A 20801-nucleotide genomic window follows, 5' to 3' on the forward strand; every position below is an offset into this window, starting at 1 on the left:
ACACCAGCCCTGCAAACGTAAAAGCCCGGCGCTTGGGGCGCCGGGTTTCGGATGACGTAGTGGCCGAGCTTTAGCCGCGGGTGCGGGCGCGGATCATGTAGGTGTCGAAGGCGTATTCGGCCACTTGGAACCAGAGGTATTCCTCGTTGCGGAAGGCGCGCAGCGAGTCAATCAGCTTCTTGAAGTCCGCATTCTGAGCGGAGATCTCCGCATAGACCTCATTGGTCGCCTTGTAGGCTGCATCGAGGATTTCAGCGGAGAACGGGCGCAGCTGCGCGCCGGCGCCGACCAGGCTGCGGAGAGCGGCCGGGTTCTTGGCGTCGTACTTGGCCAGCATGTCCTGGTTCGCCGCCATGGCGGCGGATTCCACGATGGCCTTGTAGTGCTTCGGCAGGGATTCCCACTTTTCCTTGTTGAACAGGAAGTGGAGCGTCAGACCGCCTTCCCAGAAGCCGGGGTAGTAGTAGTACGGCGCGACCTTCTGGAAGCCGAGCTTCTCGTCGTCGTAGGGGCCGATCCACTCGGCGGCATCGATGGTGCCGCGCTCGAGCGACGGATAGATGTCGCCGCCAGCCACCTGCTGCGGGATCACGCCGAGCTTCGCCATCACCTGGCCGGCAATGCCGGCAATGCGCATCTTGAGGCCCTGCAGGTCCTGGACGGTCTTGATCTCCTTGCGGAACCAGCCGCCCATCTGGGTGCCGGTGTTGCCGCCCGGCAGAGCATAGAGGTTGTGCTTGGCCATGAACTCATTCACGAGGCCGATGCCGCCGCCGTGATACTGCCAGGCATTGAGCTGACGGGCATTGAGCGTGAACGGCACCGCCGCGGCGGCCGCGAAGGTGGGGTCCTTACCGACATAGTAATAAGCTGCCGTGTGGGCCATCTCGACCGTGCCGGAGCTGACGGCGTCAGCGGCCTGGAAGGTGCCGACGATCTCGCCGGCCGCGAAGGGCTGGATCTGGAACTTGCCCTCGGTGGCCTCGGACACGTACTTCGCCAGGAAATCAGCACCGCCGTAAATTGTGTCGAGCGACTTCGGGAAGCCCGAGGTCAGGCGCCAACGGATTTCCGGATTGGATTGGGCAATAGCCGGCTTGGCGATGGCACCGGCAGCAAGGCCTGCACCGGCGGTTGCGAGAAAATTGCGGCGTTTCATGATTGCCTACTCCTGTTCGAGGGCATGTCGCGCTGTAAGGGAGGCCCGGTACAAGGGATCAATGACGCTCAGTAAAGTTAGACTAAAGGCGAAGGTCGCACTGCCTTATCCCTGGCAACCGGGATGCCCCTCTCCCTGTTCCGCCGGACCTTTGGGGCCCAAATCATTGATTTGATGAGGATGTGGCGCCGCAGAGTCAACGCGACACGTCTGAAACTTTGTCACGATGGGAAAAAGAGCATGATCCCAGAACAGACCGGCCCCGCTACGCTTGCATGGGATGTGAGGAAAAACATAGGAATCAGCCCGTTTCCAATCCTCACAAGTCCGCAAACAGAACGATATAAATTATATGACTTTAATCGGATGACGGATACAATATTATTGTCAGTATAAGATACTAATCTTGTAGCATTTACTTATGAAGCTGTCAGTATCCGGCTAGCATACCCCTTACGAGTCAGCTCATTACTTGTCTTTGCCACATATTTGCCACGTTGAGCAAATGGAGTTCTCCTTGAACAAGGGGAAGAGCCAATGTGCTCTTATAAGCCGATGAAGAAGACGCTTATTGTGCTTGGAGCCTCCATTGTCACACATGGGATGATGTTCAGCGGGGCCGAGGCCCGGTTGGTCCGCTATGAGATCAACGGCAAGCAGTATTCCTACAGCACCAACAATCGGGCCCAGACCGCCGAAGCCCGGAGGCGGATCGAGGCTGCGAAGGCGGCAGAGGCCGCAAAGGCAAAAGCCGAGGCAGAGAAAGCCCGCAACCCTCTCGCGGCAGCTTTCAGCTCAGCAACGCAGAAGGAGGCCAAGGACGCGGAGCAGCGGCTTCAGCAGATCCTATCCGGACCGGCGGAATACATGGCAGTGTCGCAACCCGTCCGCGGTTCAGATCGAAAGCCTCAGGAGAAGCAACCTGATCTGGTTGCCGCCAAGGCTCCTCAAAAACCCATTACGGTCGTCCGCGCGCCGGCTAGGCCCATCCTCGCGTCTGCCGTGACGAAGTCCCTCGTCATTGCGGAGCCGGTCGCCCCGGAGCGTCGCACGAATGTCAGGTCCGTGTCCTTCGATATGCAGACCGGCATCAAGACGACAATCATGACTAACGGCGACATCGAGGAGGAGCCGTTCGACAGCAGTGCTCTGGCCTTCCTGACCCCTAAACCTGAGAAGGGGCACAGCCTGATGGCTTTCGTCAATCAGTTGCGCAAGGTCGCCCCTGAGGAAGCAACCGGCTCGATTCAAACCACCTTGGCCGACCCGGAAGACGCTTCTCTGATCCGACATCGGTAAGCTCTAGCCCTGGATGTCCGCTACGCCGGGTTCAAGGATCGTGAGCCGGGCCAGAGCGCAATCGATCTCGGCCATCGCACCATAGGGCAGTGTCGCAATCGGATCGGTGTGGCCAAAATCGAGTTCGGCCAGCACGGGCAGATGCGTCAGAGCGGCCTCCTCAAGGGCGCGCAGAACTGCCCTCTCCTGCTCCTGTCGGTAAGCCTCGTCCGTCTGGCCCCCAGGTCGCCCGAGAACGATGCCGGACAGGCGCTGCAGAATGCCCTGAGCCGCGAAGTTGCGCAGCCAGCGGAGAACCTGCGCGGCGGCAGGCACCTCCTCTGAAGTTTCGTAGAACAGGATGGCACCGTCCCAATAATCCAGTGGTGGCCACCAGTCCGAGCCTTTCAGCATCTCCAGAACTTCGGCGCAGCCGCCGATGAGGTTCCCCTGCACAGTGCCCGATCCCTGCAGGGTTCGCGGGCCGGTCGAAGGCGTCAGCTTTCTGCGGCGGGTCTGGTTCTCGGGATCTTTCCAGGGCAGGTGCTCGACCGTCCAGCCTTCCCGGTTCGGCTCGATCTCGCCGATGGGCGCAACATCGAAAACCGCCTTGCGCAAGGCGTTCTCGGCATAGGCATGCATGCCGCCATTCTCGGCAAAGCCCGCCATGATCGTCGGACCGTAGAACGAACGGAGACCCGCCTTGAGGCAGCCGAAATGCAGGACGGTCGGATCCGAGTAGCCGAGGAAGACCTTCGGATTATCCGCAATGACGCTCAGATCGATGTGCGGAATCAGGCGGATCGCATCGTCGCCGCCGATGCTGGCGATGACGCCTTTGATCGACGGATCCGCGAAGGCCGTGTGGATATCCTCTGCCCGCGCCTGCGGGTTCCTGTCGAGCCAATCCGCATCGCGCAAGGCGTGAGGCATCTCGACGGGCACGAGGCCGAAGGCATCCGTCAGATAGCGTTTACCGGCCTCGTAACGATGCGGAAAGACCGCTGGCCCGCCCCAGCTCGTCGAGACGATGGCGACACGATCACCCGGCCGAAGGGCCTGAGGTTTGACGAGAGGTCTCTGCCACCAGCGATCCGTCATGCACCATCCCTATCCGGTTCGCTCCATCATGGCGCAAGGCCAGCGATAGCCGGGCTATCACCTGATGGTAATACGCGCATCGATGCGGCCCGAATTTCCCCCTGGATATGTGAGTTGATAGCTGAAGGACTCAGTGCCTTTCGTCGAGCCTGCCGTATAGCGAACCTCTAAAACGGTCATGGGCTTGCCAACGCACTCCATATGGGAAGCAGGTCGGGGTTTGCCCGAAGCATCCAAGGGCGTGTTCTCGACTGTCGTTTGCACCATTGCTTGGCCCACGGTCCCAAGCGTCGGATTCTGGAGGACCGCTACCTGAGGAACGCCGGTGAATACGCAGTTCGATGAGGCGTAGTGCTGTCCAAGCGGAATGGTGCGCCCGCGTGCGACAGTATAGGACCGGGCGCCGGTGCCGCCTTGTAGCCCCTGCGCATCGGCATGGGTTGGTGCCCCTACCAGCAAACACATCATTGCAACGGCGCCCCAAGCTCTCATCCCTGCCCCCTGAATCGGTTCTCGATCCGGTGTTCTCTAACGTGAGGCTACTTGCAACGGCAAGATTTAACGCACACGAAAACGGCGCCGCTTGCGCGACGCCGTCCTGTTCATCGGGGGAAGGCTTGTGCCTTAAAAGTCCATGCCGCCGGGAGGCATCGCGGGAGCGGCGTCCTTCTTCGGCTTCTCGGCGATCATCGCCTCGGTGGTGATGAGGAGACCAGCGACGGAGGCCGCATCCTCAAGGGCGACACGCACGACCTTCGCCGGGTCGATGATGCCGAACGTGTAGAGGTCGCCATACTGGCCGGTCTGGGCGTTCCAGCCCGCTGCGTAGTCGGCGGCCTCGGCCACCTTGCCGACGACGACGGAGCCGTCCTCGCCTGCGTTGATGGCGATCTGGCGGGCCGGAGCCTGAAGCGCGCGGCGCACGATCTCGACGCCGGTCTTCTGGTCGTCGTTGACGGGCTTCACGCCGTCGAGCGCTTTCAGGGCACGCAACAGGGCCACGCCGCCGCCGGGCAGGATACCCTCCTCCACCGCCGCCTTGGTGGCGTGCATGGCGTCGTCGACGCGGTCCTTCTTCTCCTTCACCTCGACCTCGGTCGCGCCGCCGACGCGGATCACCGCGACGCCGCCTGCGAGCTTGGCCAGACGTTCCTGCAGCTTCTCACGGTCGTAGTCCGAGGTGGTCTCCTCGATCTGGGCCTTGATCTGGCCGACGCGGGCCTCGATGTCGCGCTTGTCGCCGGCACCATCCACGACGGTGGTGTTCTCCTTCTCGATCACCACCTTCTTGGCGCGGCCGAGCATGTTGAGCGTGACGTTCTCGAGCTTGATGCCGAGATCCTCGGAGACGACCTGGCCCTTGGTGAGGATTGCGATGTCCTCCAGCATGGCCTTGCGGCGGTCACCGAAACCGGGAGCCTTGACGGCGGCGATCTTCAGGCCGCCACGCAGCTTGTTGACCACAAGCGTTGCGAGAGCCTCGCCTTCCACATCCTCGGCGATTATCAGCAGCGGTTTGCCGGTCTGCACCACGGCTTCGAGCACGGGCAGCATGGCCTGCAGGCCCGAGAGCTTCTTCTCGTGGATGAGGATGTAGGGTTCCTCCAGCTCCACGCGCATCTTCTCGGCATTGGTGATGAAGTACGGCGAGAGGTAGCCGCGGTCGAACTGCATGCCCTCCACGACCTCAAGCTCGGTCTCAAGCGACTTCGCCTCCTCGACGGTGATCACGCCCTCGTTGCCGACCTTCTGCATGGCCTCAGCCAGCATGCGGCCGACGTCAGAGTCGCCGTTGGCCGAGATGGTGCCGACCTGGGCAATCTCGTCGTTGGACGTGACCTTCTTGGCGTTCTTCTTGAGGTCCGCCACCACGGCCTCGACGGCGAGATCGATGCCGCGCTTGAGGTCCATGGGGTTCATGCCGGCGGCAACCGCTTTGGCGCCTTCCTTCACGATGGCTTGTGCGAGCACCGTCGCAGTCGTGGTGCCGTCACCGGCACGGTCGTTCTGCTTGCTTGCGACCTCGCGCACCATTTGGGCGCCCATGTTCTCGAACTTGTCGGAGAGTTCGATCTCCTTGGCGACGGTGACGCCGTCCTTGGTGATGCGCGGCGCGCCGAAGCTCTTCTCGATCACCACGTTGCGGCCCTTGGGACCCAGCGTGACCTTCACCGCGTCGGCGAGAATGTCGACGCCGCGCAGCATCTTGTCGCGAGCGTCGAGGGAGAATTTGACTTCCTTAGCAGCCATTGTTCGTCACTCCTGTGAGACGTAACGATGTGTGACTCTCGATTGTGGGATTGGCCTTAAGCCGCCTTCTTCTGGGCGGCGGTCACTTCCAGCACGCCCATGATGTCGCTCTCCTTCATGATCAGGAGATCCTCGCCATCGATCTTGACCTCCGTGCCGGACCACTTGCCGAAGAGCACGGTGTCGCCGGCTTTCACGTCGAGGGGCACGAGCTGGCCCTGCTCGTTACGGGCGCCGGGACCAACGGCGATCACCTCGCCCTGCTGGGGCTTTTCCTTGGCGGTGTCGGGGATGATGATCCCGCCTGCGGTCTTCTCTTCCGCATCGATGCGACGGACCACGATCCGGTCATGCAAAGGACGGAACTTCATGAAGCTTCCTCCAATGATATCAGTCTGTTAACTGCCTCAAGCGGAGCCATTGGGGCCTCCGCGGTCGATGATTTGGTTGAAGGATCTTCATCGTTCAAGAGGGAGGCTGAAAAAATTTGGCAGCCATGGGAACCGAGTGCCAGCTTGCTCAGCGCGAGGCCGGATTGGACAACCGGCCTCTAAGGGGGCTATGCCCGTTCCGGCAGGATGCAGGAGCATCCAGGGAGAGCCGAATGGTTGTCAGGGACAGCAATGGGACCATCCTGAATGAGGGCGACTCGGTCCAGGTCATCAAGGATCTTAAGGTGAAGGGCTCCTCGACGACACTGAAACGGGGCACCGTGTTCAAGAACATCCACCTGACCGATGATGAGGGCGAGATCGAATGCCGCTCGCCCCAGATCAAGGGCCTCGTGCTCAAGACGGAATTCGTCAAGAAGGTGTGACGGGATCACCCCGCCGCACCGGCATCAGTAATGCGGCGGCGGCGGCTCGGGCCCGCGAGGTCCGGCGCTGTCCTCGACCTCCTGAACGCGGTCGAGCACCTCGTTGAGTTGCCGCTTCAAGCTGTCGATCTGCTTCCACTGGGCAATGATGGTCTGGTTCAGGTCCTCGATCACCTGATCCTGATAGGCGACGCGGACCTCAAGCGCTTCGATGCGGGTTTCAAAGTCACTCATCGGATGGCCCCGCCTCCACCAGCCCATGGCCAAGCGCGACACGCTCGTCGAAGACGAAGCACTCGCCCTTCCACCGGCTTTCGGCCTCCGGCACGTCCTCAAGATACTTGAGGATGCCGCCCTTCAAGTGAAGGACCTCCTCGAAGCCCTGGTTCAGCATGTAGGCGCTCGCCTTCTCGCAGCGGATGCCGCCGGTGCAGAACATGGCGACCTTCCGGTGCCTGGCCGGGTCGAGTTCGTTCTTCACGAAGTCCTTGAACTCGCCGAAGCGCTTGATCCTGGGATCGACCGCGCCTTCGAAGGTGCCCATCTCGACCTCGAAGTCGTTGCGCGTGTCGAGAAGCACGACGCCGGGCTCCTCCAGGAGCCTGTTCCACTCGGCGGGAGACACATAGGTGCCGACCCGGCGCAAGGGATCGGTCTGCGGATCGCCGAGGGTCACGATTTCTTTCTTGAGCCGCACCTTCATGCGCTTGAAGGGCATCTCGGCGGCCGAGGAGAACTTCAGCTCCAGATTGTCGAGGCGGCCTCGGAACAGCGGCCCCTCCCGCAGTTCGGTCATGAGGGCGTCGATGCCCTCCTCGGTCCCGGCCACGGTTCCGTTGATGCCTTCATGGGCGAGCAGCAGCGTGCCCTTGATCCCGAGGTCGAGGCAGAGCCTATGAAGGGGCTCCTTGATCTCGCGGAAATCCGGCAGCGGAACGAACTGATAGAGAGCGGCAACCTTGTACGTCATGGTGGCTGTTTATCAGGAGGTGTGCCGAGGGCAAACCCGCCTATCCTGGTTCTCGGTGTCGCTCTGGATCCCCTTCCCGGTCCTGCGGACCGCCGGGGATGACACTGGGGCGATATCTTCAGTGCCATTCCCGGCCGGAGGGACAGCGGAGGGGAAGAGAATCCATAAAGGTCGCCCTGGTTTAAACCTTCGGCCAAGGCCGCTTCTCCGGGCACATCTCCTCCCAGGCCTGTGACAGGCGCAGCACGCCCACGTCGTCGAAGCGGCGGCCGATGATCTGGAGGCCGATGGGCAAGCCCGCCCTGGTAAAGCCGGCATTCACCGAGGAGGCCGGCTGGTCGGACATGTTGAAGGCGACCGTGTAGCCGATATGCTCGAAGGGCTCTTCCGGATTGTGAATCGGGGATGCCAGTTCTGCCGGATAGGCCACGCACGGAGCGACCGGAGAGATGACGAAGTCGAAGCGATGCGTGGCGGCGACCGCTGCGTGGCGCATCACCATCATCTGGTTCATGCCGCTGTAGACCTCGGCGCCTGTCAGGTCCTTCCCGCCCTCGGCCCATTGCCGGATATAGGGCAGGATCTTAGCCCGCTCCGCCTCGCTCAAGGGTGCCATGTCGGCCCAGGCGCGCTGGCGCCAGAAATCGTCGAGGCCGTCGAGCATCTCGCGGGTGATGAAAGCAGGCACCTCCTCGATGACGGCACCGGCCTGACTCAGGAGTTGCGCGGCCCGTTCAACCGTTGCGCGGATCTCCGGATCGAGAGGCAGGCCGATCCCGGCTTCCATCATGACGCCGATCCTCAGGCCCTTGATGTCGAGGTTCAGATCGAGCCAGGGCAGGTCCTGATACGGCAGGCTCATGGGATCGCGCACGTCCGGGCGCGTCAGGCTTGTCATCATGAGAGCAGCATCGCGCACCGTTCGCGTCATAGGCCCTGCCACCCGGCCGTAATAGGTCGGGTCGATGGGGATGCGCCCGAAGCTCGGTTTGAGACCGAACACCCCGCACCAGGACGCCGGGAGCCGGATCGAGCCGCCGATGTCGGTGCCGATATGGAATGGCCCGTAACCCGCGGCGGCGGCAGCCCCCGCCCCGGCCGAACTGCCGCCGGGATTCTTGGTGAGGTCCCACGGATTGCGCGTGAGCGGATGGAAGCTGGAGAGGCCAGACGAGAGCATGCCGTAATCCGGCATGGTGGTCTTGGCCAGGATGACGACGCCGTCCTCGCGCAGGCGGGCGGCGGCAGGTGCGTCCTCCGCCGCCGGGATGAGCGGACGCGCTGCCGTGCCGAGCGGCACCGGCGTTCCCTTGGTGGCGATGTTCTCCTTGATCGTCGCCGGGATACCGTCGAGCGCCCTCGCCTCGCCCCGCATCCAGCGCTGCTCCGACTCCTTTGCGGCATTGAGCGCCGCTTCGGGGTCAAAGGCGTAGAGAGCCCGAAGCGGCGGCTCGCGAGCCTCAATGTGGGCAATGACCGCCTTCGTCACATCGACGGGTGACAGGGTCTTGCGGGCATAGCCTTCGAGGAGTTGGGGCCCCGTCCAGTCGGCGAGGTCTGCGGATAAGTCCCGAGAAGACAGGTGTGCCGACGATTGCATGCTCAATGCGAAATTCCCCCGCTCGTGGATTCGACCGGCACCCATGCTGAAACGATCCTCGCGACCGGTAAACCTGTTTTACCGCATCCCGACGCATGGCCCCATGAAGCCAGCGCAACGGCATGCCCTCCATGGCTGCTCCGAACCATCCCTGTCTACTCTTTGGAGGCATCTCCATCGGTCTGACGGCACAAAGGCGGGCCAGTGATGTTTGTTTGCCGAGGAAGGAAACTCCTCCTTTCCATAGCAACGTTTTCGGGAGGGGCGGAATAACCGGCTAAATTACCTGTCTATAAGCAAAGCAGACGGTTACTCAGCCACCAGTTGTGTTATTATAATCCTGCAGGCATGCTTGTTTCCCCGTTAAGGAAGCAGGCTAAACCCGGTGACACCTTGCCATGAAAGATGGTTCTAAGGCTGACATTCACCGAAGGAACCGGCTCCTTGCCGCGTTGGAGCCAGAAGACTTTCATTGGCTTGAGCCATACCTCGAGGTCGTTGATCTCCCACGGGGCAAGGTTCTCTTCGAAACGGGAGAGCCCATCAGGCACACCTACTTCCCCCATGATGCGGTCATTTCTCTTCTGACCGTCCTTCAGAGCGGCGGATCCGTGGAAATGGCCATATTCGGCCGGGAGGGCACCCTCGGGTTTGTCAGTGCGCTCATCACCCGCCAGTCGTTCGGTCGCTATATCACCCAGGTTCCTGGAACGGCGTCGCGCGTGCCTCTGGATCGCTTGAATGAGGGCGTGGCAGAACGGCCGAAACTGCGGCACACCATGTTCCGCTTCACCGAGGCATTCCTGGCCCAAACCCTGCAGACGGTTGCCTGTAATGCCGTCCACAGCGTGGAAGCCCGATGCTGCCGCTCCATCCTGACCACGCGTGACCGCACCAATCGGGATGAGGTCCCCCTCACCCATGAGGCGCTGGCCGAGATGCTGGGTGTTCAGCGCTCGACGGTCAGCAGCGTCACCAGTGCCCTTCAGAAAGCCGGCCTCATCGTTCAGGGCAGAGGCACGATCAGAATCACCAACCGGAATGGCCTGGAAGCCACGGCGTGCGAATGCTACCGCGCCATATGCGACAGCTTCGACAGGCTGCTGCCAGGCGCGTTCAGATGCGATTGATAGGGTAAGAATTGCCCTGCCACGTGTGTGAGAACACACAAGCTTTCCAATGAAATCGATTTCTTTAAATCTTGTGTCGGGTTCCCAACAGACGGGGTAACTCCGGCTTAGTACCTTCAAGCTCTATTAACGCAAAGTTAATACGAGGAAGACGATGGCTGATACTAAGTTTCACAAAGATGAATTCAGTAACGGGGCTCATCAATCAAGAATCTACTCGCCGACCTTCCAACCCTTGCTGCAATCCCTTCTGGCCACGCTGGCCGATCTCGATTTCGACTACGAGAAGGAGCGCGAGAAGCTCAGCAACACGTCACCTGATACCAACATCAAGATCCGCGCTCTCGAGAAGCTCAAGACCCGGCACCGCGAGCGTCGCGAGCCTTACATCCAGCAACTCGCCATCCTGCAGAAGCGCATGATGGAGCTGAGAGCCTGACCAAACACACAAGCTCAAGCCGGTTCGGCGCACCAGACAAGCAGCACCGGACTTGAAACAAAAAGAATTCTCCTGGGGGCTAACGCACTCGATGAACAGGTCACACGAGTGCCGTCACAAGACCTGAGCACATCACACATGCTCACTCGGGATTGTAGCCAATGACAGAGGAAGAGATTGAGGTCGTTGCAGAAGAATTGGCCAAGATCGGCGGCGTGACCTGGTACCCGGGTCGGGAAAGGGGCACTCTGATGAGAGTCGTCTGCGATCGTTACCGTGACCGCGCCAGGGTGGCCATCGAAGCCCTGGAACGCCACCGGGCAGCCCGGCAGGCGAACGTGTTCCAGGACAACGAGCGGCCCGCAGCCCTTGCGACGATCAGCGCACCAGCGTCCTTGGCCAATGATGACATCCGACCGGGAGTAACCGTGATCTACCGCCCCCCGGGGGACCGCCGGGCCTACCCGTGCCGCGTGGTCGAGATCGAGGGCAACCGGGCCTACCTTGCGCCGATCCTCCGGGCCTGCACGGAATGGGTTTCCATCGAACACCTCATGCCGTCCACGGCGGATGAGGCCGTGGCGCACGACTGAATGACAAAGGGCGGCTCTTTTCGGAGCCGCCCTCGCCGATCAACAGGCAGATTCTACTGGGTCAGCTTGCTGTAGGTTCCACCCTTCCAGACATTGATGTCGTATTTCGGGTCCTTGATGTCGCCCTTCTGATCGAAGGTCACGGGACCGATCACCGTATCGACGGTGGTTTCGCGCAGGGTCTTGGCCACGGCTTTCGGATCCGTCTTGCCGGCCTTCTTGATTCCCTCAGCAATCGCCTGAACGGTCGCATAGGAGAACAGGGTGAAACCCTCGGGCTCGAAGCCGATCGCTTTGAACTGCGCCAGGGCTTCCTTGGCGGCCTCGCTGCGGCGGGCATCGGGCGGGAAGGTGAACAGGGTTCCCTCGGCGGCAGGTCCCGCCACGGACGCGAATTCCGGTGTCGCGAGGCTGTCGCCCATCATGAGCTGGAACTTGTAGTTCTGGTCTGCCGCCTGGCGCATGATGAGGCCGGCCTCGGTGTGGTAGCCTCCGAAGTACAGAAACTCGACGCCCTGGCTCTTGAGCTTGTTGACCACCGCCGTGTAGTCCTTCTCACCGGCATTGATGCCTTCATAGAGAACTTCCTTGACGCCGGCGCCGTTCAATGACGCCCTCACCACGTCCGCGAGGCCTTTGCCGTAGGCGCTCTTGTCGTGGAGAATTGCGATCTTCTTCGCTCCGTAATTCTGCTTGATCCACGGTCCGATGAAGAGGCCCTGCGCATCGTCGCGCCCATATAGGCGCATGATGGTGGTCCAGCCCTCTGCCGCGGCCTTGTCGGTCATGGCCGGATTGCTGGAGGCCGGGCTCATCATCAGCACATCGGCCTCGGCATAAACCTCGGAGGCCGGGATCGAGGAGCCGGAGCAGGCATGGCCGTCGACGAACTTGACCCCGTCGGAGACGATGCGGTTGGCGATGGCGACTGCCTGCTTGGGGTCGCAGGCGTCGTCGTGGACGACGATCTTGATCGTGTCGCCGTTGACGCCGCCATTCTTGTTGATGGCCTGCGCGGCAAGCTCGGCGCCGTTCTTGAGCTGCTCGCCGATACTGGCCACCGCTCCCGTCATCGGCCCCGCCACCGCGATGGTGATCTCCGCGGCATTCGCGACCCCGGCGCTGACGAGCAAGGCCAGGGCAGACAGCTGATAGGCGTTTCCTCTCTTCATGGTCGTGCCTCCATGTGCGACTGTTTCTATGCTTTAGGCGGATTGTGCCCCGAACCGGCGGATCTGAAAACGGGAGATGTCGCTCGCCGACGCCTTCCCGAGGGCGAGATCGGCCAGCACCTCGCCGACCACGCTGGCGAATTTGAAGCCATGGCCTGAGCATGGCGATGCCAGAACGATCCGTGGATCAACCGGCGAAAGATCGATCACGAAGTCTTCGTCCGGCGTACGGGTGTACATGCAGGCGCGCATCTGCCGGAGGGGACCGTTCGCATCCGGCATCGCCAGCTCGAGCATCCGCCGGATCTGCGCCTCATCGGCGGGGCCGCCATCCTGCGCCAAGTCGCCCGCAGCGGGCAGCACCACTCCCTCCCTATGGGAGGCTGTCTTGACGCCGGTGCCGGCGAAATCCGGAAAGCCGTAGCAGGCATCGTCCTCGGATTCGAGCAGGAAGACCGGGCAGCGATCCGGCGTGAAGAGCGACGGCTCGAGCGGCGAAAACCAGCCGAGCACCTGGCGGGTGATCTTGAGATGCGGCTTCAGCTCTGGCGCAAAATCGCCGATCCATGCGCCGGTCGCGACGATCACCGATCCGGCTTCGATCACCTCCGTGTCGGTCCGCACCCGGATCCCCGCGCTGAGCGGCTCAATGCCTAGAACGCGCGTGTTCATGCGCGTCTCAGCGCCATGGCGCTTCGCCTGCTGCATGAAGGTCCGGATCGCCAGTTCCGGCCGCAGGAATCCGCCTTCCGGCTGGAACAGACCCGTCCAGTGGGGCGGGACCTTGAAGCCGGGAAACCGCCGGGTGATGTCGGCCGCACTCAGCACGTCGTGGGTCAGACCGTGCTGCCTCGAAGCATCGAGGGAGCCGCTCACGATGGGAGACCCAGGATAGCCTGCTTCGAGAACGCCCGTCACGGTCAGAATCGTCTCACCGGAGAGATCCTCCAGCTCGCGCCACTTCTCCAGAGCCCGGCGCACGAGGGGTACGTAAGAGGGATGCTCGAAATAGGACAGGCGGATGATTCTGCTCTCGCCATGCGACGATCCCTTGTCGTGGCCCGGCTCGAACTGCTCGATGCCGACAACCCGATGCCCCTGGCGAGCCAGGTTGAACAGGGCCGCGCTGCCCATGGCCCCTAGCCCAATGACCGCCACATCGAACGTCGTCATCGAATACCCTTTATCGCCGTCAAAAGATCGCCGGCACCACCAAGCGAATACCGCCAGGTAACCTAAAGCCTTCTGCAAACCTGCCAACCCGTATTCGCTTCCTTACCCGGCATGCCCGGCTGAACAATCCAAGAAGAGCGCCCGGCGGAACCGGGGCGCTGGTGCCAAGCGCAGAAGAGTTCGAGCCCTCTCAAGGCAACGTCATAGGATATCGAAGTCGGACGCCCTCAGTGACGACAGCGCCGTATTGGCGAAGGTGAGCGTGTTGGCGCCATAGGTGACGGTGACGTCTCCATCCTCAACGACAGCCGTTGCGATCAGCTGGTCGAAACTGCTCAGACCCTCTGCTCCGATTTGGATCGTGTCGATGCCACGCTGGAAGCCGTAAATCGTATCGTGTCCCTCGTTGTCCATATCGAAGATGAAGGTGTCGCTGCCGGGCCCGCCGCGAAGATGGTCGTTTCCCTGCCTGCCGCGGATGATGTCGTTCCCGCTGCAGCCATCGATCCTGTCGTTGCCGGAATCGCCGTCGATGTTGTCGGCACCGCTGTTGCCGTAGATGCGATCGGATCCGCTTTGGCCTCCCAGGAAGTCGTCGCCGCTGCCGCCTCTCACCGTGTCGTTGCCGACACCTCCGCCGATGACGTCGTTCCCTTCCTCACCGCGAAGATCATCCGCGTTGCCTCCGCCCTCGATGACGTCGCCGCCCCGTGCGCCGTAGATCTTATCGGATCCGGCACCGCCATAGAGGAAATCACCGCCGAAGACGCCGGCGCTGCCGTCCTCAGAGCCTTTGATCACATCGTTACCGTTGCCGCCCCAGGCCCAGCCTCTGCCACTCTTGATCGTGAGCGTGTCGTTGCCCGAGAGACCGGCCAGGAAGTTGTAATCTGCGTTGCCTTGCAAGTGATCCTTCCCGGACCCTCCTGACTTGAAATCCGGAACGATGCTTTCGGGAAGCCATAAGCCGTCGACCTGCGCCTGAGCACCGGCATTGCTGGAGAATGTAGCACCGGATTCTCTGACGAATCCCCCAATTCCCAATCCCGGATCTCTGAGACGCATGCTCAGCCCTGCAAGCGGATCATCCGGCGAGCCAGTGAACTTAAGGTCGATGGTATCGCGGATTGGATCATCGATGCCGACGAGATCATTCTCTGTGTAATTTCCAACCACGGGCTGCGGGAAGAACAGATCGAGTCCCTCAGTGCCGATGGGAATTTCGATGGCCGTGAGCGGATCCGGCGGCAAGTTGTCCTTGATCAGTTGGAGGGCCGCTCCCGAAAAACTGAGGGAACCCTGCAGAAGCTGACCTTCGGTATAGCCGAAGGCGGCCGCACCGAATTGAGCCGAGAGAAGCGACAGATCCGAAAGGTCCGTCCTCTGAAACGCACCCTCAACACCACCGTAGAAAATGTATCGCAGTTCCTCTTCCATGGCTGATTCCTTCCATCGGCGATCGTCGGGCAATATCGTTCCGCATGAGGCCTGGGCAGTTCTCATCGGTGTCAGGCATTGGCATGGGCCGAACACTCAGCGCTCCGTCGGATTGAAGGCTGTCATTTCGGCTCATGAATGCACCGCGAGCAGGCCTCCGACGGGCCAGGTGCAAGATAAGCTCGAGCAGAGGTGAGCAGGAGCACTTTTACGGGTGATCCACCTCGTTGCGATGTCTCCCGCCAGGGACGCTCCCACGAGGTAGCGCCGGAAAAGAGGCTTTTTGCCACGATATAGGAGTTCCTTGCGGTCCCTCCTGTGCATTGTTCCGGGAACTCTTTCGATGCGGACGCGATTCCCTGTCCATCCAACGAGGAGGAGCGATATGAGCCGCGGCTTTCCATCCATGACAGCACTTCTGGGGCTTCTGGCCGTTGCCGGTTTCCAGAACCGGGACAAACTCGCCGAGATGTTCGGTGGCGCCTCGGGCAACCGAACCGGTCTGCCGGGGGGAGCCAGCCAGCAGCCGGGCGGAATGGGCGGCCTCGGTGGGCTTCTTGGTGGTGGAGGCCTCGGTGGCCTTCTGGGCGGCTTGGGCGGCAATGCGAGCCCTGGCGGGCTGGTGAGCGGCGGCCTGGGCGAACTGATCGAAAACTTCCGTCAGAACGGCCAGGGCGACGTCGCCGATTCCTGGGTGAGCACCGGCCCCAACAAGGAGGTTGCCCCGGACCAGCTGGAGCGCGCCATCGGTCCCGACGTGCTCGCGACCCTCTCGCAACAGACTGGGCTTTCCCGTGAAGAGCTTTTGGCCCGTCTGTCGAGGGAACTTCCCCAGGCGGTGGATCAGTACACCCCCAACGGGCGCGTTCCGAGCCAGCAGGAATTCTAGCCGATCCGCACACAGGTTCTGCTGTGTTCAAGCCATGCGCTCCCGGTCCCGATCCGGGTGCGCGTGGCTTCAGTCCATTGCAGGCTCGCCTGCCCCACCGTCGAAGCATCACGCCATCGGCAGACGGATCGGCCCGATTGACCTGTGCCGCCAGAGCTTATGAAACTCTACCCTTTTGTCCCGGCGGCTACCCCCATCGTTTTCTTTTCCAAGGGCAGCGATCAGGTAGGCTTCTCCAACTTCGTCAGGGGGCGAGGCCAGGGAGGGGCTGATGCATACGGATCGGTTTGTCGTCTTCAAGTTCCAAGGCGAATGGCTGGTCACTTACGCGGACCGAAAGCAGACGGCGTTTGCAACCCGCCAGGACGCGGAGCGCTCAGCGTTCGATGCCGCCGATATTCTCGCGTCCAGCGGCCATGCCGTTTCAGTGCTCATCATTCCGGATGAAGCTGAGGAGCCCCCCTCCTCGAACAACGGCGCACGAAGGGCGAGCCTGAACTGACCCGAAACCTTCCGTTACGGCATCAACCCTGGGGATAAATGAACCTTTGCGTTCATGCCTCCCGGCAAAAACCAGCCTGCTGCAAGCTTCGGCATTCAGTTGCCACAATTGAATGCCCAATAGCCAAGATTGTCTCGATTGTTCATTGGAGAGGATTGTGATCGCGGCCTACGATCTCGACGAGATGGTTGACCTTCTTGCCCTCAAGCGCCCTCTTCAGGGTCCTGCCGGCCAGACCATGGCCAGCAAGGTTGCGACATTGCCTCTTCGCGAAGCAGTGACCCTGGTCGTCGAGGAATGGGCTGACGACAAGTTCAGACAATTGAGTGCCGTCATCGTCAGGCATTCCGGACCTCCCATCCGGGGCTTCGAAGAGATCAAGGATCTTTATGCAAAGGCGGACGCTGTCTCAGCCTCCTGAGGGGTTTCGCCCTCACACGCCGACCGGCGAATTTGGACCTTGACGAAAGCACCCTGTTCGCGTCTATTGCGCCACCTGCGAAGCGGGATCCCAAATCCTGCCTTGTTCGCCTGGAGACGTGGCCGAGCGGCTGAAGGCACTCGTTTGCTAAATGAGCATACCCCAAAAGGGTATCGAGGGTTCGAATCCCTCCGTCTCCGCCACTAACCCATTGAAATCATTACTTGAATTCATTCCAGGGATAATATCTGGGGTAATTGCCCTGTTAATCCCGGGGATGGGATTGCGGTAACTTCGGGGATAACCCGGTTCCTAAGTCCTTATGCCGGTTGGGAAATCTGACCAGCAGGGCATCATTGCCGCGTGCGCCCTAGCTTACTCGGCGCATGGCTCAACCAAGCCCTACCCTCAGTACGAGCGAGACAGTCTCACGCAATCGGCTATGGGTTCTCGATAGTAACAATCTATCACACGCCCAGCTTGGCAGCGGTACAATTCTCTTCGTCAACAACCACCACGAAGGAGAGTTTAAATGATTGACCCCAACATGGAGTCCGTCCCGTATCCTAGCCGCAAAATCACTTTCACGTTCGAGCACGATACGATTGGCGATGGCGTGTTCTGTCCAATGCTCTATGCAGCAATGGAAGAGATGCGCGTAGCAGACCCCCATGGGGAGCTTGAGCAGTTCACTGCAAGCAACGATGTTCGCATTACCGTGACATGGCCTCCAGAAAGAAGCCTTGAACAATTCGACGCGGATGTGGCTGCTTACTTGGAGCGGCTCAAAAAGGAGGGGCAATGAAGTACAAGAGCCATGAGGAATTTTTCGAGACGATCGGCTCCGATTATGTCCAGGGCTACGGCTGGGGAGAACAGCTTTCTTCGTTCACGGTCGAAGAGCTGTACCGGCACTTCAAGGCGCGCTACGAGGCCGAGCGTAAGGCTGGGGAGACCGCGCCGGATGGGGTGGCGGCATGAGCGCCGACCGCGAACTGCTGGAGCTGGCGGCGAAGGCGGCAGGACGTGAGGTCGGACGAGAAGACCAATGCGACCCGATTGACCGCAAGTACACTCCTGAGCTGGGCTTGTGGTGCGTGGGGCCGTGGGCTGGCTGGTTTAATCCGCTGAATGACGACGGCGACGCGCTGCGGCTGGCGGTGAAGCTGAATCTTCTAATTGACTGCTACAGCCCCAGCGCGCGGCCATTGCCTGACTCGCTCGGCTGGTTCGACTGCGAGCGGGGAGGCTTGGGCCAAGCTGCCGCCGTGCGCCGCGCCATCGTCCGAGTAGCGGCTGAGATCGGGCGCTCGATGTGATACAGTCCCGCCAAACTAAGGCTGGGGGCATAATTGAAAGAGCTTGATCTGTTCATGAGCTCGTTGGGCGCGGTGTCAGCACTCGCCGCAGCGGGCCTTTTTCTTTACTCGTCACGGATCGAAGTGCCGGACAACATCGACACCATGATGGGCGAGATACAGCGCATCGGCCGCTGGAATTCCTACGGGTGTTGGGCGGCTTTCGTCGGTGCGCTCTGCGCTTCCTATGTCTTTGCTCGCCAAACCTGGGGGAGCTGAGATTCAGCTCAAGTAGGTGGAAGGCCCGCCCGGGAGCAGATGCCCAAACATTGGTTGTCCCCTCTCTCACGCCCGAAGCGTTACGAGCGGGGCCTTCCCTGCCTTGGGAAAGGGCGCAGTCCAATCGAGCCGTTGCCGGCTCCCCTAGCGCTATCTCGGGCCAAAGCAGCGATCACTTTGAGCCATCCCGTGGGGTAATTCCAGGGATAATTGAAGGATATCGAGGGGTAACACAGGGTAAGGGTTCATTGAATTCATTATGTATTTTGGCCCTGAGTTACCCTCCAAATTACCCTAGAAAGTGTACGGAGGGGGTTCGAATCCCTCCGTCTCCGCCATTTTCCTGTCCCAGGCTCAGCTTTGTTTGATCTCCGGCACTCTGACGTGGGACGTGCATGATGGACGTTGGAGGTTTGCTGAAGCGATGCCCAGCCCAACGTTTTGGGAAAGCTTTCCAGAACGAACGGAGACGACAAAAATCCTCCTGCCCTATCCAGACAGTGGCGTTCTGAACCTTGGACAATGTGGCAGACATTGGCTGCTCGAAGACTTTCGGGCTTCGGACAATCTGAGCATTCGGAGCCTCCGCTCCCTATGACGCGGCGCTCGAAGCCGCGCTTTGGAAACACTCAGATACAGTTCGTGAAGGAATAGCCCGCCAGTTGCCTCCGTTTGGCTGTCATGCATCGGCACTCACAACGCAGGTTAGCTTTATGACACCTCTTCAAGACCCACAGGGCATGCGCCCGGAACAGATGGATGGCTCCCCGGCCGGCCTATCCCTCGGGCGAGCCTCAATTCTCTTCGTCACCTCCGTCGGTTCTTTGATCGGGGCAAGCCTCCTGCTCGCCAGCATCTGACGAAACGGAGCGCCTCGCGCCTCTCTGTTTTGGAGCAGAAGCCCTGAGCATAAGTCATGCAGGCACCGAACACACATGAGAGTGCGTGGCACAGTGCCTCGGAGTGAGAACAGGAAGATCGGGCCTTCGCCCGGACTGCAAAAAAACTTGCTTCGTCCCTGCATGCTGCTTCGAGACGCCTCGGCTTTTGCGACAAGGTCGTCGCCTGTGCTACCAACCTTGTCAGCATGATCCATCGTGAGAGGTTGAGCGTGACGGACATTCGGCGCATCGGCATAGCCGCGCGATACAGCGACCTCGTGATCCTCGGCGAGACGGCCTATTTCTCCGGCTATGTTCCCGAGACGACGCTTCATGGCTCCGTTGCGGAGCAGACCCGGGACATCCTCGGGCAGATCGAGCAGTCGCTGGCCGAGATCGGCAGCGACAAGTCGAGGCTGCTGCAGGCGACCATCTGGCTTGCCGATATCGCATCCTACGATGAGATGAATTCCGTGTGGGATGCCTGGGTTGTTCCTGGACAGGCGCCGGCCCGGGTCTGCGTCGAATCCAGGCTGGCGGATCCAGATTACAAGCTCGAAATCCAGGTCACCGCCGCCCTGTGACGCCGCTCAGCCTTGAGCCCGCTCAGCCTGTGAATTGGCTTTGGCCAGCGCGTTCATGCGCTTGCGTTCGTAATGCTTGGCCAGGCGCAGGTGGCGCCAGGTGGCGTAGTTCATGGCGATCAGGAAGCCGTAGGTGCCGCGCAGAAAATGCAATCGGCCGAAATAGGCTTTCAGGAAAGCGGCCGGGAACTCGAAATAGACCCGCCATGTCGGGATAGAGACCCCCCTCACCTCAAAATCCACGGCCTGCTGGTCAGTATAGCTGTTGAGCTTGGCCAGCTGATCCCCAAGCGACCGCACGGACCGGTGGTGTACGAGGCCCTTCAGCTTGCCGGTCCTGGTGCCTGGGCTCAGATCGACGCGATCATGAACGAGCGAGGTGGAATAACGGCCTGCGTCCCGGCGGTAGAGGCGGATTGGCGCGACCCGGTACGCCAGAGGATGCGGCGCCGCCTCCCCCGGAAAGGTCTCAACAATGCGAATTCCATAGGCTTGGCGGGGAGGCTCCCCATGGGCGAACAGGGCGCGGATTTCGGCCAGAAGCTCTGGAGAGACCACCTCGTCCGCATCGAGGTTCAGGAGCCACTCATGGCGGCACTGCTCCTCGGCGAAACGCTTCTGGAGCCCATAGCCGGGCCACGGATTGTAGATGACGCGGGCGCCGAGTTCCTCAGCGACGGCCTGGGTTCCATCGGTTGATCCGGAATCAACCACAACCAAATCATCCGTCAGACCGCGGATGGCGCGGATGGTCGCGCCGATCCGGTCGGCTTCATTCTTGGCAATGATGAAGACGGAAACTGGAAGCATGGCGGGTGCCTAGCCGCC

At 61.1% G+C, this 20801-nt stretch carries 24 protein-coding genes and 1 tRNA gene; 14 read left to right on the forward strand and 11 right to left on the reverse strand.

The features are described from left to right. Positions 1-70: 70 nt before the first annotated feature. A complete protein-coding gene (locus FHR70_RS07365) occupies positions 71-1159 on the reverse strand; it encodes a TRAP transporter substrate-binding protein (RefSeq protein ID WP_183448695.1) in 1089 nt (362 codons plus the stop codon). Between the two features lie 537 nt (positions 1160-1696). Between FHR70_RS07365 and FHR70_RS07370 the strand changes: the two genes are divergently transcribed. Next, complete coding sequence (locus FHR70_RS07370; RefSeq protein WP_183448697.1) at positions 1697-2458, forward strand: hypothetical protein; 762 nt, start codon at positions 1697-1699, stop codon at positions 2456-2458. A 3-nt stretch (positions 2459-2461) separates the two neighbouring features. Here the strand turns inward: FHR70_RS07370 and FHR70_RS07375 are convergent, their stop codons facing one another. From FHR70_RS07375 to groES, 3 genes are all read right to left on the reverse strand, one after another. Continuing rightward, complete coding sequence (locus tag FHR70_RS07375; RefSeq protein WP_183448699.1) at positions 2462-3538, reverse strand: S66 family peptidase; 1077 nt, start codon at positions 3536-3538, stop codon at positions 2462-2464. 624 nt (positions 3539-4162) lie between these two features. Then, positions 4163-5788 carry a chaperonin GroEL gene (gene groL / locus FHR70_RS07380; RefSeq protein WP_183448701.1) on the reverse strand — a complete coding sequence of 542 codons (1626 nt, stop codon included), beginning with the start codon at positions 5786-5788 and terminating at the stop codon, positions 4163-4165. Positions 5789-5844: 56 nt separating this feature from the next. Next, complete coding sequence (groES, locus tag FHR70_RS07385; RefSeq protein ID WP_183448703.1) at positions 5845-6159, reverse strand: co-chaperone GroES; 315 nt, start codon at positions 6157-6159, stop codon at positions 5845-5847. A gap of 233 nt (positions 6160-6392) precedes the next feature. Here groES and FHR70_RS07390 point away from each other — a divergent pair, with 233 nt between their 5' ends. After that, positions 6393-6605 carry an alkylphosphonate utilization protein gene (locus FHR70_RS07390; protein ID WP_183448705.1) on the forward strand — a complete coding sequence of 71 codons (213 nt, stop codon included), beginning with the start codon at positions 6393-6395 and terminating at the stop codon, positions 6603-6605. 24 nt (positions 6606-6629) lie between these two features. Here the strand turns inward: FHR70_RS07390 and FHR70_RS07395 are convergent, their stop codons facing one another. The 3 genes from FHR70_RS07395 to FHR70_RS07405 form a co-directional block, all read right to left on the reverse strand. Beyond that, complete coding sequence (locus tag FHR70_RS07395; protein WP_183448707.1) at positions 6630-6839, reverse strand: SlyX family protein; 210 nt, start codon at positions 6837-6839, stop codon at positions 6630-6632. Next, complete coding sequence (gene trhO / locus FHR70_RS07400; RefSeq protein WP_183448709.1) at positions 6832-7575, reverse strand: oxygen-dependent tRNA uridine(34) hydroxylase TrhO; 744 nt, start codon at positions 7573-7575, stop codon at positions 6832-6834. Before trhO ends, FHR70_RS07395 begins: the two co-directional genes overlap by 8 nt. Before the next feature lie 181 nt (positions 7576-7756). Next, a complete protein-coding gene (locus FHR70_RS07405) occupies positions 7757-9175 on the reverse strand; it encodes an amidase (protein ID WP_183448711.1) in 1419 nt (472 codons plus the stop codon). A 617-nt stretch (positions 9176-9792) separates the two neighbouring features. Between FHR70_RS07405 and FHR70_RS07410 the strand changes: the two genes are divergently transcribed. The 3 genes from FHR70_RS07410 to FHR70_RS07420 all read left to right on the forward strand — a co-directional run bounded on the left by FHR70_RS07410 (position 9793) and on the right by FHR70_RS07420 (position 11337). Beyond that, positions 9793-10305, forward strand: a complete 513-nt coding sequence (locus FHR70_RS07410; RefSeq protein WP_246407937.1) for a Crp/Fnr family transcriptional regulator — start codon at positions 9793-9795, stop codon at positions 10303-10305. A 154-nt stretch (positions 10306-10459) separates the two neighbouring features. Further along, positions 10460-10744, forward strand: coding sequence for a hypothetical protein (locus FHR70_RS07415; RefSeq protein WP_183448715.1), 285 nt, complete (start codon positions 10460-10462; stop codon positions 10742-10744). A 161-nt stretch (positions 10745-10905) separates the two neighbouring features. Then, positions 10906-11337: a hypothetical protein gene (locus tag FHR70_RS07420; RefSeq protein WP_183448717.1), complete on the forward strand. Its 432-nt coding sequence runs from the start codon at positions 10906-10908 to the stop codon at positions 11335-11337. A 53-nt stretch (positions 11338-11390) separates the two neighbouring features. Here the strand turns inward: FHR70_RS07420 and FHR70_RS07425 are convergent, their stop codons facing one another. From FHR70_RS07425 to FHR70_RS07435, 3 genes are all read right to left on the reverse strand, one after another. Continuing rightward, positions 11391-12509: a branched-chain amino acid ABC transporter substrate-binding protein gene (locus FHR70_RS07425; RefSeq protein ID WP_183448719.1), complete on the reverse strand. Its 1119-nt coding sequence runs from the start codon at positions 12507-12509 to the stop codon at positions 11391-11393. A gap of 33 nt (positions 12510-12542) precedes the next feature. Beyond that, entirely contained in the window at positions 12543-13682 is a 1140-nt protein-coding gene (gene solA, locus FHR70_RS07430; RefSeq protein WP_183448722.1) for an N-methyl-L-tryptophan oxidase, read from the reverse strand. Positions 13683-13883: 201 nt separating this feature from the next. After that, entirely contained in the window at positions 13884-15119 is a 1236-nt protein-coding gene (locus FHR70_RS07435) for a calcium-binding protein (protein WP_183448723.1), read from the reverse strand. A gap of 385 nt (positions 15120-15504) precedes the next feature. On the opposite strand from FHR70_RS07435, the gene FHR70_RS07440 reads away from it, so the two are divergent. The 9 genes from FHR70_RS07440 to FHR70_RS07480 all read left to right on the forward strand — a co-directional run bounded on the left by FHR70_RS07440 (position 15505) and on the right by FHR70_RS07480 (position 19973). Beyond that, entirely contained in the window at positions 15505-16008 is a 504-nt protein-coding gene (locus FHR70_RS07440; protein ID WP_183448725.1) for a YidB family protein, read from the forward strand. Between the two features lie 271 nt (positions 16009-16279). Next, positions 16280-16510, forward strand: coding sequence for a hypothetical protein (locus FHR70_RS07445; RefSeq protein WP_183448727.1), 231 nt, complete (start codon positions 16280-16282; stop codon positions 16508-16510). Between the two features lie 157 nt (positions 16511-16667). Beyond that, complete coding sequence (locus FHR70_RS07450) at positions 16668-16931, forward strand: hypothetical protein (RefSeq protein WP_343058753.1); 264 nt, start codon at positions 16668-16670, stop codon at positions 16929-16931. A gap of 112 nt (positions 16932-17043) precedes the next feature. Beyond that, positions 17044-17134: transfer RNA gene (locus FHR70_RS07455), tRNA-Ser, on the forward strand. Positions 17135-17463: 329 nt separating this feature from the next. Beyond that, positions 17464-17736 (forward strand): hypothetical protein, encoded by a 273-nt coding sequence (locus tag FHR70_RS07460; RefSeq protein WP_183448731.1) that lies wholly within the window; start codon positions 17464-17466, stop codon positions 17734-17736. Next, entirely contained in the window at positions 17733-17912 is a 180-nt protein-coding gene (locus tag FHR70_RS07465; protein ID WP_183448733.1) for a hypothetical protein, read from the forward strand. Before FHR70_RS07460 ends, FHR70_RS07465 begins: the two co-directional genes overlap by 4 nt. Further along, on the forward strand, positions 17909-18250 hold the full coding sequence (locus FHR70_RS07470) for a hypothetical protein (RefSeq protein ID WP_183448736.1): 342 nt from the start codon (positions 17909-17911) through the stop codon (positions 18248-18250). The genes FHR70_RS07465 and FHR70_RS07470 overlap by 4 nt, the downstream gene beginning before the upstream one ends. Positions 18251-18283: 33 nt before the next feature. After that, complete coding sequence (locus tag FHR70_RS07475; RefSeq protein ID WP_183448738.1) at positions 18284-18508, forward strand: hypothetical protein; 225 nt, start codon at positions 18284-18286, stop codon at positions 18506-18508. A 1111-nt stretch (positions 18509-19619) separates the two neighbouring features. Further along, the gene (locus FHR70_RS07480) at positions 19620-19973 is read left to right on the forward strand and encodes a Rid family hydrolase (protein ID WP_183448739.1); all 354 of its coding nucleotides are present in this window, start codon (positions 19620-19622) and stop codon (positions 19971-19973) included. A 6-nt stretch (positions 19974-19979) separates the two neighbouring features. On the opposite strand, the gene FHR70_RS07485 is transcribed toward FHR70_RS07480, so the two are convergent. Next, positions 19980-20783, reverse strand: a complete 804-nt coding sequence (locus tag FHR70_RS07485; RefSeq protein WP_183448741.1) for a glycosyltransferase family 2 protein — start codon at positions 20781-20783, stop codon at positions 19980-19982. Between the last annotated feature and the right edge of the window lie 18 nt (positions 20784-20801).

The organism is Microvirga lupini (assembly GCF_014191055.1).
In the GTDB taxonomy this organism is placed as follows: Bacteria; Pseudomonadota; Alphaproteobacteria; order Rhizobiales; family Beijerinckiaceae; genus Microvirga; species Microvirga lupini_A.